Source organism: Erwinia sp. JUb26 (assembly GCF_003751505.1).
In the GTDB taxonomy this organism is placed as follows: domain Bacteria; phylum Pseudomonadota; class Gammaproteobacteria; order Enterobacterales; family Enterobacteriaceae; genus Erwinia.
Window position 1 is genome coordinate 232339 of the sequence record NZ_RJVB01000002.1, and the last position, 14146, is coordinate 246484.

Sequence of the window (14146 nt, forward strand, 5' to 3'; positions counted from 1 at the left end):
AGCCTTTCCCTTTTAATCGTGAATGTGCTTATTTAGATACTGCAGCCTGTTCGTTCGCCGCGTTCTCTGCCATTTCTTCACGCTGAATCTGTTTGGTGGTCATGCGATACAGCAGCATGCAGGTGATGAAAATAACCGGGATAAGGCCCAGAGCAATCAGATTGCCTTCGAATATCTTCACCATCCAGAAGCGGAACGGGTTACCGCCGTCCAGCAGGCTGGAGATTTCACTGTCCGTATTCATCGGGAAGTGAATGCTTTTCGCGACGGCGGTCAAAATAGGCGCCGCAGCGGAGGCAACGTACAGATTCACCGTCAGCAGCGGAATGCCCAGAATAAAGGCACGTGCGATATTGCCACGGCACGCCAGCACCACCATCGAAATCGGTACCCAGATATTTGCCAGGTCACCCAGCGGCAGCAGGCGGTTACCCGGCAGCACCACGGCCAGCAGCACCCCAACCGGAATCAGCAGCAGCGCGGTGGAGAGCACTGACGGATGGCCGACGGCGACGGCGATATCCAGGCCGATATAAAGGTCATCACGATCCGGGTACTTCTTACGCAGGAACTTTTTAACCGCGTCCGACAGAGGCAGCAGGCCTTCCATCAGCAGCTTTACCATGCGTGGCATAATCAGCATCACCGCGCCAAGGCTCATCGCCAGGGTCAACACGCCCTTAAAGTCGTAGCGTGCCAGCAGGCCAATACCCGCCCCCAGAATCACCCCCAGCATCATCGGCTCACCGAAGATGCCAAAGCGCTTCTGAATCGCATCCGCATCCGCATTCAGTTTGTTGATCCCCGGGATCTTATCCAGGATCAGGTTACCCAGCAGACCGAACGGGAAGAAGATGGCCGAGGACAGCGTCGGCAGTGAAATTCCCGGCAGATTGAAGTACTTCTGGATCATCGGTGCACACCAGTCGGCCAGCAGCAGCGTGATGATCGAGGTCACACCGGCGATCAGCAGGCCAAACATAAAGCTGCCGGTGACGTTGTAGACCATCGCGCCAACCATCGAGAAGTGCCAGAAGTTCCAGACGTCGATGTTCACCGTACGGGTCCATTTCAGCGTCAGCATCAGCACGTTAATACCGATGGTCAGCGGCACCACGAACGGTGCAACCTGAGATGCCCATGCAATTGCCGCCAGCGGCGTCCAGCCCAGATCGACAACCGGCAGGTTGATCCCGGTGTGTCTGACCATGTCTTTGGCTGCGGGACCGAGGTTGTCCAACAGCAGTCCGAAGACCAGGAAAATACCGATAAAGCCCATGCCGATGGTCAGCGCCGAACGCAGCGCTTTGCTGAATCCTGCACCGAGGCACAGGCCCATGATAAAGATAATGATTGGCAGCATTATCGTGGGGCCCAGCCCCAGTAAATATTGAATCCCGCCGTAGAGAGTTTCGAGCATCAGCCTGTCCTCGGTTATTTTTTCAGAATTGAAACGATTTTTTCGAGGAGCTCTTCTTCACCGAAACCGGTCAGCAGCGGCAGGCCGTTCAGCACCGGCGTTTGCAGCGCGGTTTTCACCGCCGAAGTCACGATGATCAGGTCGGCCATGCCGTCCTGCGAACCGATAGTGCCAATGTTGGACTGGATCGGCTCAACGTTAATGCCCTGCTCTTTGCAGTAGGTCACCACTTTTTCGGTGGCAACGGCAGAGGTCGCAATCCCACTGGTACAGGCGAAGATAATTTTCTTATTCATATCAGACTCCGTTATAGGTAATCGAGCTTGCAAAGCACTGGGGGTACAGTAATCAGTCGAGATTCGTTTTCAGTATCTGCATCACTTCCTCGCGGGAGGCGGTGCCGAGTAGCCTGTTCATCTCGCCGGTTTTTTGGAACAGCGAAATCAGCTTCATCAGGAATTCAAGGTGCGCATCTTTCTCTTTCAGCAGCAGGAAGAAAATGACGTTCACCTTCATCGTCAGGTCAGGATCTTCTGCCTGGTTGAACTCAATCCCTTCCGGGCAGGTCACCACCACCAGCCGCTCTTCACGAACGTGCTCCACGTCAACGTGTGGAATGGCCACGCCCATGGTTTCCAGCTGCATCGCCGTTGGATGGTTCAGCTCACGTAACACCAGCGCTTCACGGTAACTCTCTTCCACGATCCCTTTGGCGATCAGCTGGTCGGTGATGCGGCCAAAAAGCGCGTTGCGATCCGTCGGGGCCAGATGCAGGTGGATCAGCTCGCTGTCGAGTGATGTATTTAATGGCATGTTGTTACCCTGTCCTTCGAATTTAACGAATTGCCTGACGCATCGTGACCAGTGTCAGGCATGGTTGTCTATGTACAACTATGTTCAACTTGGATTGAACCCTACTCCTGTCACCCGCCACTGAGCAATCTGCTCGCGTTAGATTTGTGCTTTTGCTCACACAAATAAAAGCAGCCGCCGATTGCAGCTGAGGCAAAGTTCCGTTTAAGCCGATGAAATTAAGTAAGAAAAGCAGAATGGCCGAGGAAGCCGGGGATGACACTCACCTTGAATTGTACAACCGGAACGCGATGGAGGGAGGATTTGACCGAGCGAATCCCAGCCGGAATCACCGACCGGGGGATGGGAAATCAGGGTGAGATGGAGCTGTTCAGCCCGCCCGATACACCGGCACCCGCCGCAGCGTGCCGGTCAGGGTGTCGAAGACCTCCGTTTCCGCCGTCGCAATCCTCATCCCGCTCTTTCTCAGCCGCTGAATATCCGCCGCCATACGCTGAATGCCGAACCAGAACATGCCGTCCAGCACCGTCACCTGTAGTCCGTTTTCCAGCGCGGTCCGCAGACGATCGCGCGGCGCTTTGGTCTCTTTGGCTATTTGCTGGAAGGGGGCTGCCGAATTGCCTGCGGCATCCACTCGCCGGATGCGAGTAGATAGTCGGTACTGAAACTCATCGGGGATCGCGCTCAGCTCGGTGTTCAGACTATAAACACAGCCAAAGCGCTTGCCGTTGAAAATCACGTTTTTCTGCCGGACGGGCATCTCATCGCGCGCGCTGGCAATCAGCTGCGGGGCACGGATCAGCAGCAGCCGAAACGGCAGTTCGAAGCTGGTAACGTAGTCCACGTTCTGCAGGGCGAGGCGCAGGCGCGCCTCAACCCCGGCGTGTGCCTCACGGCATTGTTCAGTGACCTCAGCCCACTGCTGCGTAATCTGCGCGGGCTCGTTCAGCTCGGTGAAGCTGTATTTTTCAATCTGATAATCAATTCTTTCGGCCACCCTGAATTCCCTTCTGGCTACGTTTCAGCATCGGTTGTTTACTTTAGCAACAGTGGGTTGTTAGCGAAAGCCAATCTGACGCTGAGGCTACCTGACCGCTGACGCCGTGGGGTATCTCCGACCAATAACCGTTTTAATATTCATTCATCATTCATCATTCATCATGTAGTTGGCGGATTAGATTTCCCGGTTGACTACAAACAGCGATTTAAAGAATTTTTTGTTAAGGGGAAAGAATCAGGGCAGATCGTTTACATCCCTAATACCGTAATCAGATATTTTAAGCCTATTTCCGCATTTGCTTGCCTCCCTCCCGTCTGTTAGCTTTCATTACAGCACGTTGTTTTTATGCATCTTATTCAGGAGTTTCACCATTCCTCATTTGACAAAGGAATTAACGGCAACCCGCCGATGTAAAGTCGCTCTTCTTATTTCATTCCCAGTGATGGGAATTTTCACCTTATTGAAAAGAAAATAATAAATAATCTTATCCGGGGTCGTCATGAAAGCATTATCAAAAGCCATTCTTCTTGCCGCTATGGGAATAAGCGCATTCAGCGCCTCCGCCGCCAGTGATAACAGCGTGATCCGCTACGCCATCTGGAGCAATCCGAACGGCACCTTTAACCCAACGCTCTATTTCACCGATTACGATCGCGCGGTGATTTTTAACGTTTACGGCCGCTTGTTTACTCTCGACCAAAAGCAGAATCCGCAGCCGTCGCTGGCCGAACGCTATGATTATTCTGACGACGGTAAAACGCTGACGCTGCATCTGCGTCAGGGCGTGAAGTGGCACGACGGCAAACCGTTTACCGCCGAGGATGTCGCCTTTACCTACGGTTCGGAGGCCGCGCCTGATTTCCCGCGCGACCAGCCGGATTTCGTTAAGCATCTGGTCGGCTATGAGGATTATCACAGCGGTAAAAGTGCCGATCTTGCCGGCATCAAGGTCATCGATGCGCACACGGTGAGCTTCTCCTTTACCGCGCCTTACGCCGCCGCCTTCGCCCACTTCGCCGATCGTCCGGTGCTGGCAAAGCATATCTGGAATACGATCCCGGTTAAGGCGTGGAATACCGCCACCGCGCTGCTGCGTAATCCGGTCGGCACCGGGCCGTATAAGTTCGTCGAATTTGTCTCCGATCAGTACGTCAAACTGGAGCGTAACGACGACTATTTCGGCGGTGCACCAAAGATTAAAACCTTTATATTTAAAGTCTCCAACGCCCAGACGGTACAGAATGAATTAATCAACGGCGATGTAGATATTGCCGAACTGTCGTCGTGGAATAAACGCGACGTGGAGACTTATCAGAAAGCAGGCATCCGCATTGTTGAGCAGCCAGGTGTGACCGCCCAGTATTTAACTCTGGATACGCGTAATCCTAATCTGAGCGATCCGCGCGTGCGTCAGGCTCTGGCTTACGGCATCGACCGTCAGCTGATTGTGGATAAATTACTGTTTGGCCACGGCCGGGTATTCAATACCAAAGATCATCCGCAGAGCCAGTATTATCCAAACGATCTCAACAACTACGTTTACGACCCGCAAAAGGCGCAGGCGTTATTAAAAGAAGCGGGCTGGAGCGATACCAACGGCGACGGCATCGTGGACAAAAACGGCCAGAACCTGACCTTCACCCTGAATTATCCAACCGGCAACCGTACCCGCGAATTAACTGCGCCGATTATCCAGCAGAACCTGAAAAAGATCGGCATCAACGTGGTGCTGAACGTGGCGGACTTTAATGCCACGCTGGCCATTCTGCAGGATAAAAACAAAGTCTACGACGGCGTGCTGATGGGCGGCACCTTCCGGCCTGGGCTGTATGAAAACAACTTCTGGTGGGAGCGCTTCTCCACGCCGAAGCTGGATGGCCTCGCCGAGCAGTTTAATACCACGGTGGATGCGGAAAAGTTGAAAACCAGCATCGGCGGCTGGCTGAAGGAGGTCAATCATCAGGTGCCGCACGTGTGGCTGTATATCCCGAATCAGGGCTACGCGCTCAGCAAGCGGGTCAACCACTACAGCGCCTATCCCTACGAGCCGTTTGCCGACGTCACGCAGTGGACGGTTAATCAGTAATAACGCCAGCCGCAGCCGTGGCGCTGAACGCCACGGCCTCATCGTGAATCAGGAATTGCCATGCTGCGCTATGTGCTACACCGAATACTGATCCTTATTCCCGTACTGATCGGGATTTCGATCGTGGTGTTCTTCCTCATTAAGCTCCAGCCGGGCGATCCGTTTGTCGGCATGATCGCCCCGGAAACCACCCCGGAACAGAAGCAGGAACTGCTGCGTCAGGCGGGCTACCTCGATCCGATCTGGATGCAGTACCTGCGCTGGGCGTCGCACGCCTTTGTCGGTGATTTTGGCTACTCGACGCAGAGCGGCGCGCCGGTGCTGATGCTGATTCAGGAACGGGTGGTGAATACGGTGCTGCTGGCAGCAAGCTCGCTGTTTATCACCCTGCTGGTCGCCTTTCCGCTGGGCATCTACCTCGGCCTGCATCGTGGCGGAAAGGTGGATAGTGCCGTTTCACTGGTCTATTTCGTCGTGGTGTCCATCCCGGTGTTTTTTATCGCCATCCTGCTGGTCAAGGTTTTTGCCATGAATTTAAAGTGGTTCCCGGTATCGGGGGCAACCACGCTGGGCAGCAGCTACAGCGGCGTTCAGCACCTGCTGGACGTGCTCAGTCATCTGTTCCTGCCCGCGCTGGCGCTGGCCGTCGCCAATATCGGCATTTTCAGCCGCTATCTGCGTTCGGGCATCAGCGAGCTGATCAATCAGAACTTCGTCAAGGCGCTGTTTGCCCGCGGGATCAGCCGCTCGCGGGTGATCTTCCCCCATCTGGTTAAAAACGCCGCCCGGCCGCTGATTACCGTGGTCGGCATGGAAATCCCCTCGCTGCTGTCGGCCACCCTGCTGACGGAAATTATCTTCAACTGGCCCGGTATTGGCCGCCTGAGCTTTGATGCGATCCAGGCCCGCGACTACTCGCTGCTGATGGGCATCGTGCTGTTTCTGGCGGTGATCACCCTGGTGACCAACTTCCTGGTCGATATTCTCTATGCGCTGGTCGATCCCCGCGTAAGGCTCAGCCAATGACCACCCCGGATACCCTCAATCTGACCGCGCGCCACGCAGGCCATCCTCTGCTGCGCGATCGCTATTTCCTCACCGGGCTGGTGATTCTGCTGCTGCTGACTCTGGCTTCGCTCAGCGCCCCGTGGCTGGTCGCTTTCCATCCTGATGATATCGATCTGATGGCGATTGAAGCCCCGCCGGGGGACGGGCACCTGCTCGGCACCGATGAAATTGGCCGCGACGTGCTGTCCCGCCTGCTGTACGGCGGCAGAGTGTCGCTGTTTGTGGCGCTTGCCGCGGTGATTTTTCAGGGCGTCATCGGTATTACGCTGGGCAGCCTGGCCGGTTATCGCGGCGGCGCGGTGGATACGCTGATCATGCGTCTGACCGACATCATTATGTGCTTCCCGTTTTATGCCATCGCCATCACCCTGGCGGCGATTATGGGTGCCAGCTCGTGGAACGTGATTTTTATTATCGGCATCCTGCAGTGGACCGGCATTGCCCGCCTGGTGCGGGCGGAATTCCTCTCACTGCGCGAAAGTGGCTACGTCTTTGCCGCGAAAGCGATCGGCGTCAGCGGCGTCACGATTGTTTTCCGCCATCTGCTGCGTAACGCCTACGCTCCGCTGATTATCAACCTCACCCTCGCCGTGGCGAATGCGATTCTGGCGGAAGCCGCGCTGAGCTTTATCGGCCTCGGCGTCAAGCAACCGCAGCCCTCGTGGGGGAATATGCTGGCGGCCGCGCAGAGCATCCGGGTTATCGACTACGAGTGGTGGCTGTGGGTGCCGCCCGGCCTGACCATCGTGCTGATGGTGCTGGCAATCAACTTTATCGGCGAGGGGCTTTCCCGCGTGCTGAATCCACGACCGGCGGTGCCGGTCAAAGACATCTTGAATTAGACCGTTTCCCCTAACAGGAGTGTGTAATGGCGACTGAAAACTACGACCGTTTGAGCCAGGACGAACTGGCGCTGACCGAGAAACTGGAACGCTGGTTTGAGCAGCATCGCGCGGAGTTCGTACAGGACCTGCTGGAGCTGGTCGCCTTCCCCAGTATTGGAGATGAGAAGCTTGCCGAGCCGGGTAAACCCTTTGGTCAGCCGGTGGAGGATGTGTTCCAGCACGTGATCCGCAAGGCGCAGAGCTACGGCTTCACCACCGAACAGCACGACGGCTACGCCATTTCGGTGCTGTCCGACACGCGCGAAGGCGTGCCGGAGCTGGGGTTGATTTCCCATCTCGACGTGGTGCCGCCGGGGGATAACTGGACCTTCGAGCCGTTTAAGCCGTTTGAGAAAGACGGCTTTGTGATTGGCCGTGGCTCCTCGGACAACAAAGGCCCCGCGCTGCTGGACCTCTATCTGCTGCGCGCCTTCCGCGATCTCGGCGTGCCGCTGAATCACAAACTGCGCATCGTCTACGGCGGAGCGGAAGAGATCGGCATGGCGGACATTAAATACTTCGCCGAACACGGCCCGGTTCCGCGTTTTTCGATCATTACCGACGGCGCGTTCCCGGTGAACCACGCGCAGAAAGGCGGGCTGAATCTGGTGCTGCATATCCCGGTGGGTTCAACGCTGACCGGCGTGAATGCGGGCGTTGCGGAGAATGCCGTCCCCGCGACGGCAACGCTGACGTTGCCCGCCAGCGAGGCCGCGCGGCTGGAGCAGGCGATTGCCGCCCTGCCGGAAGAACAGCGCCAGGTGCTGGCAATTACCGCCGTTAAGCAGGGCGTACAGCTGACGGCCCGCGGCCAGTCCGGCCATGCGGCATTCCCGGAAAATACCCGCAATGCCATTCCGCTGCTGCTGGATGCGCTGATTAGCGCCAGGCTGCTGGAAGGCGACGATTTGACCGCCGCGCAGATTATCAGCCAGCTGCTGGCCGATCCCTGGGGCATCAGCGCCGGTTTCGCCGCCGAAGATGCGCCAACCGGCAAGCTGACCCTTAACGGCGGCCTGCTGATCCCGCATCACAACGGTCTGAATCTGCATCTGGATATTCGCTATCCGCTGGCGACCAACAAAGAGGCGCTGCTGGCTACCCTGCGCGAGGCGATTGCGCCGCTGAACGGCTCCCTGCTCATTACCAGCGACGCCTCGCCGATCCACGTTGATAAAGAGAGCGAGCTGGTGAAACGCCTGCAGCAAACCTACGACAGCATCGCCGAGGTGATTACCGAGCCTTACTCAATGGGCGGCGGCACCCACGCGCGTTACCTGCCGAATTCGATCACTTTCGGGCCGGGATTCCGCCGTATTGATGGCGAGCTGTTCCAGGGCGAGTCGGTGCGCACCCGGCCGGACTTTATTCCTGCCGGCCACGGTTCTCCGCACGGCCCGGACGAATTTGTGGTGATTGAAAACCTCAGACGCGCGTTTAAGGTCTATGCCGTTGCCGTGCCGCGCCTGGACCGCTGGGTGGAACAGGGACTGATTGATGACGTCCGCTAACGCCGCGCCGCTGTTAGCCGTTAATCATCTGTCGGTCATCTATCCGGGCCATCAGGGCGAGGTGAAAGCGGTGGACGGCGTGTCGTTTACCCTGGCCGCCGGTGAAATGCTGGCGGTGATCGGGGAATCCGGCGCGGGTAAATCCGCGATTGCGCAGGCCATTCCCGGCCTGCTACCGGGGAATGCGCGCCTGGCAGGGCAGATCATTTATCAGGATCGCGACCTGCTGAAGCGGGATCGCCGATCGCTGGCGACACTACGCGGACGGGAGATTGCCATGATCTTCCAGGATCCCACCGCGTCGCTGGATCCGGTTTTTTCCATCGGCAGGCAGATGGACGAGGCGATAGCGCTGTATGAACCGCAGCTTACCGCCGCACAGCGCCGCGCTCGGGCGGTTGAACTGCTGACCCTGACCGGAATCCCGCAGGCGGAAAAGCGCCTGCGTGGCTATCCTCACCAGTTCTCCGGTGGGCAGATACAGCGGATTATGATTGCCATTGCGCTGGCAGGCAGGCCGAAAATTCTGATTGCCGATGAGCCGACCACCGCGCTGGATGTCACCACCCAGCAGGAGATCCTCGATCTGCTGTTTCGCCTGAATCAGCGGTATCAGATGGCGGTACTGCTGATCACCCACGATATGGGCGTGGTGGCGGATATCGCCCACCGCGTGCTGGTGATGCGCCACGGCAGGATCGTCGAGCAGAACGCCGTGGATGCGCTGTTTTCTACGCCCGCTCACGCCTATACCCAACAGCTGCTGGCCGCCGTTCCTTCTCCGGCGGGAGGAAGCCTCACCGACATCCCGCCGCCAGAGCCGCTGCTGGAGGTTGAGCATTTGAGCATCAGCTACGCGTCCACGCTGGGCAGGCGGCTTCCGGTGGTTAACGATATCTCTTTTGCTATCGGCAAGGGGGAGTTTCTCGGTCTACTGGGTGAATCCGGCTCGGGGAAAACCACCATTGGCCGCAGCCTGCTGGGCATGATCAAACCGGACGGGGGGATGATTCGTCTGGCGGGCGAGCCGCTTTACGCTGCGAAACACCGCACCACGAAGGCCAGCCGGGCAAAAATAGGGGCAATCTTCCAGAACCCTATAAGCTCGCTGAATCCACGAATGAACATCGGCCAGTCGATTGCCGAGCCGCTGATAACCCATACCTCGCTGGATCGCTCCGCAGTTAACTCGCGGGTGGCCACGCTGATCGACCTGGTCGGTTTACCCGCCGCGTGGCGGGAAAGATATCCCTATGAGCTTTCCGGCGGCCAGTGCCAGCGCATAGCTATTGCGCGGGCGATTGCGCTACGCCCACAGCTGCTGATCGCCGACGAGCCGACTTCGGCGCTGGATGTCTCCATCCAGCAGGCGATCCTCACCCTACTGCGCAATTTGCAGCAGGAATATCAGTTTGCCTGCCTGTTTATCAGCCACGATCTGGCGGTGGTGCGTAGCCTGTGCCAGTCAATCGTCGTATTGAAAAATGGCCAGGTGGCCGAACAGGGCAGCGTGGAACGCATCTTCACGCGGCCGGAGAGCGACTATACGCGCACGCTGATCGACAGTATTCCGCTGGCCGACCCGCGCTATCAGCAGGATAAACGGCAGCTGCGCGCTAGCGCCCGGGGCGCAGCATAAATACCACCGTTCCGCGATACCAGCGGGAGGCGGAAAGCGTGCGCGCGTAGCGAGGATCCCATTCACCGTGCTGAACCAGCCCGATGCGGAACGGGATCGCCAGCTTTTGCAACGCAGGCAGATAGCGGGCATAGCCCTGTACGCTGTGCCGCCCCTGATAGGTCTGCACCACCAGCTCATCCACCGGCAGGCGATTCAGCGTGGCGATATCCCCGGTGCTGGCCCAGTCGAGCAGCCCGGTGACGCCCAGCGCATACTCTCGCGGCAGCTTTTCCCTCAGACTGGTCAGGAACTGCGCGTAATCCCCCAGGCGGCGCGTTGCCGCATCAAAATCGATTTGCAGGCCGACGACGTGATTACCGCTCTGGCTCCAGCGCGCCATCAGGCCAATAATTCTTGCCGCGATGTCATCCGGCATCTCCAGCGTGGTTAAACGCACGGTTAGCCAGATGCGGGGAAAGGTCAGCCTGCTGACCGGCAGGCCCACCCTTTCGAATACCGGCCTGCCGCGATACAGATTCACTTCGCCCTGATGCAGATACACCACTTCCGCCCCGCGCATCTCCGCCGAGCTGCCGACCCCGGACCACAGCCAGAACGCTCGGTGACCGGCGGCGCGTACGCGATGGCTGTCGGCCGATGAAACGATGACGCCAGCCGAACGGGGGCTGGCAGCAAGAGGTTTATCTGGCCGACCATCAGCGCGAATCACACCCGCGTTATTATTCGCAACGGCACCCGGATTTGCCCACCTGGCATCGACACGATCGTTCGCGCTGACACTGCGAACCGCCGCCAGGCCGCACAGCATCATTACCAGTAGTATTTGAGCCGCTGCGCCCATGGCCCGCCCCGATAATCCGCTTTCAGTCGGTTAAACCAGGCCTTGCGTGCCGCCGGTTCAGCCTCTTTGCCGCCGCAGTCGTTGTAGCCCGACGGCGCATAGCACATCACCGCGCGATACAGCGCAAAGCTTTTATCTTCCGGTTCCGCACGCGGATCCTGAATCACCTGCGTGTAGTACGCCTGACGATTTGGCGTGCCGCCGCTGCCGTTACCCACGGCGCCACCCAGCGCCAGCGTCCCGTCCTCTTCCGGCCAGCTATCCACCTTCGCCTGCGTGGTGCGGAAAAACTCGCCGAGGCAGTTCAGGGCGTGGGCGTCGTCCGCACGGGCGTTCAGCGTGGTCACCGTCTGCTCCAGCGAGGCGCAGCGATAGCCCGGCTCGGCCTTTTCGCCCGTCCAGTCAAATACCGTCAGATCGACGTCTGAGAAACTGTTATCGATAAGCGGCTGCGTGATGTGACTGGCCAGATTTTTATCCTGCAGCCACTCGCCGTAGCGCCCGGCGATCAGGTCTTTGACCAGCAGGGTGTGCAGCGCGATGGTCTTCTCTTCATTGCCTGTGCCCTCTTTTACCTGCTGGCGCAGCAGGTCGGGCGTCGCCAGCTTTTTCAGCACCAGCGCGCGGTAGCGCAGGTTGGTCACCTGGCTGCCGGCGGCGAAAATCTGCCCTGCCTGGCCGCTGCTGACCAACGTTGCCGCCAGCATGGCCTGCAGCATCTGCTGCTGCTCTTTATCTTTGGCAATGGTCAGCAGATGCAGCCAGTGCTGGCGTGCAGCAGCCCAGTTCTTCTGATCCATCAGCACGTCGCCGTACAGCACCTGATTGCTGAAGGCCAGAATGTCATGCTCGGGTAGAGATTCCGCCGGTTTAATCGCCCCAAGCACGGTGGCGTAATCCTGCTTTTGTTCCGCCAGCAGCAGGGTCAGATACTGCCACAGCGGCAGCTGCTGGCCCTTTTCAAAAATCGGTTTGATCTGCTCAAGATAGGCCGCGTCCACGCAGGGCGCTTTGCCGTCGCATTCCGTGCTGCGCATCAGGCGCAGCGTCTGGGTAAAGGTCAGCAGCGGCGCTTCCGGCGCGTTGAGGAAGTACGCCTCGTTGCGGGTCAGATCCTTGCTCAGCAGCTTGTCGTCGATTTCCGCCACCAGCGAAATCAGCGACTCCACGCTGCCCGCCTGCTTCAGCGCCTGCTCGGACTCCTTCGCCAGCAAGTCCCAGCCCTCCAGATACCAGTTGATGCGCCTGAGCATGCCGCGTGCCGACCCGGCATACAGCCCGTCCGGCCATTTTTGCAGATAGGCCTGCGCCTGGTTTAACGCCTCCGTGGCGGCGGCTTTATCAATGTTTTTCACATCAAAATCGCCGTACATGCCGCTGGCGTTGGCGCTGCTGCGGTTAAGACCGGTGCGCATCAGCATATAGGTGGCCGTTTCAGCCAGCCACGGCTGCTGGCCTGCACTCAGCGTGGTGAACGCGGTGGCCGCCGTCGCATAGTCCCCGGCGTAGAACTGGTTTGCCGCCAGAAGGTAGTGCTGAAACTGCGCGGCGGCGGAATTTTCCGGGAAGGCGAGCGCGGCGATCTCAGCCTGCGCCTCCGCGCTGCCGTTGACCTTCAGCCGCGCCAGTGCCAGCGACTGACGCTGTTCAGTCGTCAGCGCGGTTTCCGCCAGCAGCGCGCGATAGAACTGTTCGACGGAGTCGAGCGTGTTGGATACGTGGCGATCTTCCAGGCCGTCATTCTGCTGGCGGAAGCCGTCCAGCAGCCCTTCATCCACGCCGATCTGCCGCGCCTGCATGGTCAGCGGCAGCTCAGCCACCGAGGCATCCTGCGCCGCCTCATCCTGCATGTGCTCATACCATTCCGATAAATGCGGCGCAAAATAGTAGCTGCGGCTGTGAACAACATCGACGGAATCCGGCTGCACCGGCAGCACGAAGGCTTTTTTTTCGCCCAGCAGCCGCAGCAGGTTATCGCGCGTGTCGTTACCAATATCGAGCACCGGCGGGCTGCTAATCAGGCAGCCCTTTGCGCTCCACGGGCAGCTTCCCATATCCGACGACGCCTGCGCCAACGTACTGAACAAACTGATGCCGCCTGCGGCCAGCATCCAACCCATCACTCTGTTTTGTTTCACTGTCGGCTCCTTTCCTGCGAAATCACGCATGATCATCCTGAAGAGTAGTACGAACTTAAGCCGGAAACTCGCCGGCCTTAATGGTCCAGGCGCTATGATGATGCTCCATGCCGATTTTCGGATAGTAGCCTTCGGCCAGCGGCGCAGCCACCAGGATCAGGCGACAGGCGGGATCAAGCTGGCGACAGGTTTCGGCAATCAGCGCCTTGCCGATGCCGCCCTTCTGCACCTTTTCGGAAACGGCAAGATCGGACAGGTAGCAGCAGAAGGTGAAATCCGTCACCGAACGGGCCACGCCCACCAGCGCCTCACCCTGCCACGCGGTCACCGTCAGGTTGGCATGCTTCAGCATCTTTGCAATGCGCTCGGCATCCGCCAGCGGCCTTCTTGCGCCTAACGAGGTTTCGCTCAGCAGATCGATAAACTGCTGCGAAGCGATCGGATAATTCACCCGATAAATAATATCTGCGTCGTTTTCCATAGCCCTGTCGTCCCCTGTTAGATTAGACATATCTTTGCGAAACATCACCTTAAGCCAGTTATTTCCGCTTAGCAACGTCGGTCAGATTAGTCTCCGCGGGTGACATCCGCATGAAGCCGCGCCGCTCCCGCCGCCAGCGAGATCTGTATCACATAATTCAGTGGGTTAGCCTCAGGACGAAACCGCTCATCCCTTCCCGCTACCGTTCAATGCGGCATATGACCGCTTAACCACTCTTTCCACCGCTCAGGGGGAAAAATTG

12 protein-coding genes are annotated in these 14146 nt (G+C 58.3%); 5 read left to right on the forward strand and 7 right to left on the reverse strand.

The window, feature by feature from the left end; all coding sequences use genetic code 11:
• Window positions 1-28: 28 nt before the first annotated feature.
• The 4 genes from EC836_RS06195 to EC836_RS06210 form a co-directional block, all read right to left on the reverse strand.
• Window positions 29-1420 (reverse strand): PTS galactitol transporter subunit IIC, encoded by a 1392-nt coding sequence (locus tag EC836_RS06195; RefSeq protein WP_123331196.1) that lies wholly within the window; start codon window positions 1418-1420, stop codon window positions 29-31.
• A 14-nt stretch (window positions 1421-1434) separates the two neighbouring features.
• Window positions 1435-1716, reverse strand: a complete 282-nt coding sequence (locus tag EC836_RS06200) for a PTS sugar transporter subunit IIB (RefSeq protein WP_105592404.1) — start codon at window positions 1714-1716, stop codon at window positions 1435-1437.
• A 52-nt stretch (window positions 1717-1768) separates the two neighbouring features.
• Window positions 1769-2233, reverse strand: coding sequence for a PTS sugar transporter subunit IIA (locus tag EC836_RS06205; RefSeq protein WP_123331198.1), 465 nt, complete (start codon window positions 2231-2233; stop codon window positions 1769-1771).
• 370 nt (window positions 2234-2603) lie between these two features.
• Window positions 2604-3230: a helix-turn-helix domain-containing protein gene (locus EC836_RS06210; protein ID WP_123331200.1), complete on the reverse strand. Its 627-nt coding sequence runs from the start codon at window positions 3228-3230 to the stop codon at window positions 2604-2606.
• A gap of 502 nt (window positions 3231-3732) precedes the next feature.
• Here EC836_RS06210 and EC836_RS06215 point away from each other — a divergent pair.
• Genes EC836_RS06215 through EC836_RS06235 form a run of 5 tightly spaced genes read left to right on the forward strand, consistent with a single transcriptional unit; the run spans window position 3733 to window position 10421 of the window.
• Window positions 3733-5319, forward strand: a complete 1587-nt coding sequence (locus EC836_RS06215; RefSeq protein WP_123331202.1) for an ABC transporter substrate-binding protein — start codon at window positions 3733-3735, stop codon at window positions 5317-5319.
• A 60-nt stretch (window positions 5320-5379) separates the two neighbouring features.
• Window positions 5380-6345, forward strand: coding sequence for an ABC transporter permease (locus EC836_RS06220; RefSeq protein WP_123331204.1), 966 nt, complete (start codon window positions 5380-5382; stop codon window positions 6343-6345).
• Window positions 6342-7229: an ABC transporter permease gene (locus tag EC836_RS06225; RefSeq protein ID WP_123331206.1), complete on the forward strand. Its 888-nt coding sequence runs from the start codon at window positions 6342-6344 to the stop codon at window positions 7227-7229. Before EC836_RS06220 ends, EC836_RS06225 begins: the two co-directional genes overlap by 4 nt.
• A gap of 26 nt (window positions 7230-7255) precedes the next feature.
• Window positions 7256-8782 (forward strand): Sapep family Mn(2+)-dependent dipeptidase, encoded by a 1527-nt coding sequence (locus EC836_RS06230; RefSeq protein ID WP_123331207.1) that lies wholly within the window; start codon window positions 7256-7258, stop codon window positions 8780-8782.
• Window positions 8769-10421 carry an ABC transporter ATP-binding protein gene (locus EC836_RS06235; protein WP_123331209.1) on the forward strand — a complete coding sequence of 551 codons (1653 nt, stop codon included), beginning with the start codon at window positions 8769-8771 and terminating at the stop codon, window positions 10419-10421. The genes EC836_RS06230 and EC836_RS06235 overlap by 14 nt, the downstream gene beginning before the upstream one ends.
• Here the strand turns inward: EC836_RS06235 and EC836_RS06240 are convergent.
• The 3 genes from EC836_RS06240 to EC836_RS06250 are packed head-to-tail and all read right to left on the reverse strand — an operon-like array spanning window position 10399 to window position 13884.
• A complete protein-coding gene (locus tag EC836_RS06240) occupies window positions 10399-11265 on the reverse strand; it encodes a DUF3142 domain-containing protein (RefSeq protein WP_233599147.1) in 867 nt (288 codons plus the stop codon). The genes EC836_RS06235 and EC836_RS06240 overlap by 23 nt on opposite strands.
• Window positions 11235-13403, reverse strand: a complete 2169-nt coding sequence (locus tag EC836_RS06245; RefSeq protein WP_370346858.1) for a hypothetical protein — start codon at window positions 13401-13403, stop codon at window positions 11235-11237. Before EC836_RS06245 ends, EC836_RS06240 begins: the two co-directional genes overlap by 31 nt.
• Before the next feature lie 55 nt (window positions 13404-13458).
• Window positions 13459-13884, reverse strand: a complete 426-nt coding sequence (locus EC836_RS06250; protein ID WP_123331213.1) for a GNAT family N-acetyltransferase — start codon at window positions 13882-13884, stop codon at window positions 13459-13461.
• Window positions 13885-14146 lie beyond the last annotated feature (262 nt).

What these genes read in the sequence shown, in the direction of transcription:
- EC836_RS06195 (WP_123331196.1), bottom strand. Translation starts at nt 1,420, where the DNA reads ATGCTCGAAACTCTCTACGGCGGGATTCAATATTTACTGGGGCTGGGC.
- EC836_RS06200 (WP_105592404.1), bottom strand. Translation starts at nt 1,716, where the DNA reads ATGAATAAGAAAATTATCTTCGCCTGTACCAGTGGGATTGCGACCTCT.
- EC836_RS06205 (WP_123331198.1), bottom strand. Translation starts at nt 2,233, where the DNA reads ATGCCATTAAATACATCACTCGACAGCGAGCTGATCCACCTGCATCTG.
- EC836_RS06215 (WP_123331202.1), top strand. Translation starts at nt 3,733, where the DNA reads ATGAAAGCATTATCAAAAGCCATTCTTCTTGCCGCTATGGGAATAAGC.
- EC836_RS06220 (WP_123331204.1), top strand. Translation starts at nt 5,380, where the DNA reads ATGCTGCGCTATGTGCTACACCGAATACTGATCCTTATTCCCGTACTG.
- EC836_RS06225 (WP_123331206.1), top strand. Translation starts at nt 6,342, where the DNA reads ATGACCACCCCGGATACCCTCAATCTGACCGCGCGCCACGCAGGCCAT.
- EC836_RS06230 (WP_123331207.1), top strand. Translation starts at nt 7,256, where the DNA reads ATGGCGACTGAAAACTACGACCGTTTGAGCCAGGACGAACTGGCGCTG.
- EC836_RS06235 (WP_123331209.1), top strand. Translation starts at nt 8,769, where the DNA reads ATGACGTCCGCTAACGCCGCGCCGCTGTTAGCCGTTAATCATCTGTCG.
- EC836_RS06240 (WP_233599147.1), bottom strand. Translation starts at nt 11,265, where the DNA reads ATGGGCGCAGCGGCTCAAATACTACTGGTAATGATGCTGTGCGGCCTG.
- EC836_RS06250 (WP_123331213.1), bottom strand. Translation starts at nt 13,884, where the DNA reads ATGGAAAACGACGCAGATATTATTTATCGGGTGAATTATCCGATCGCT.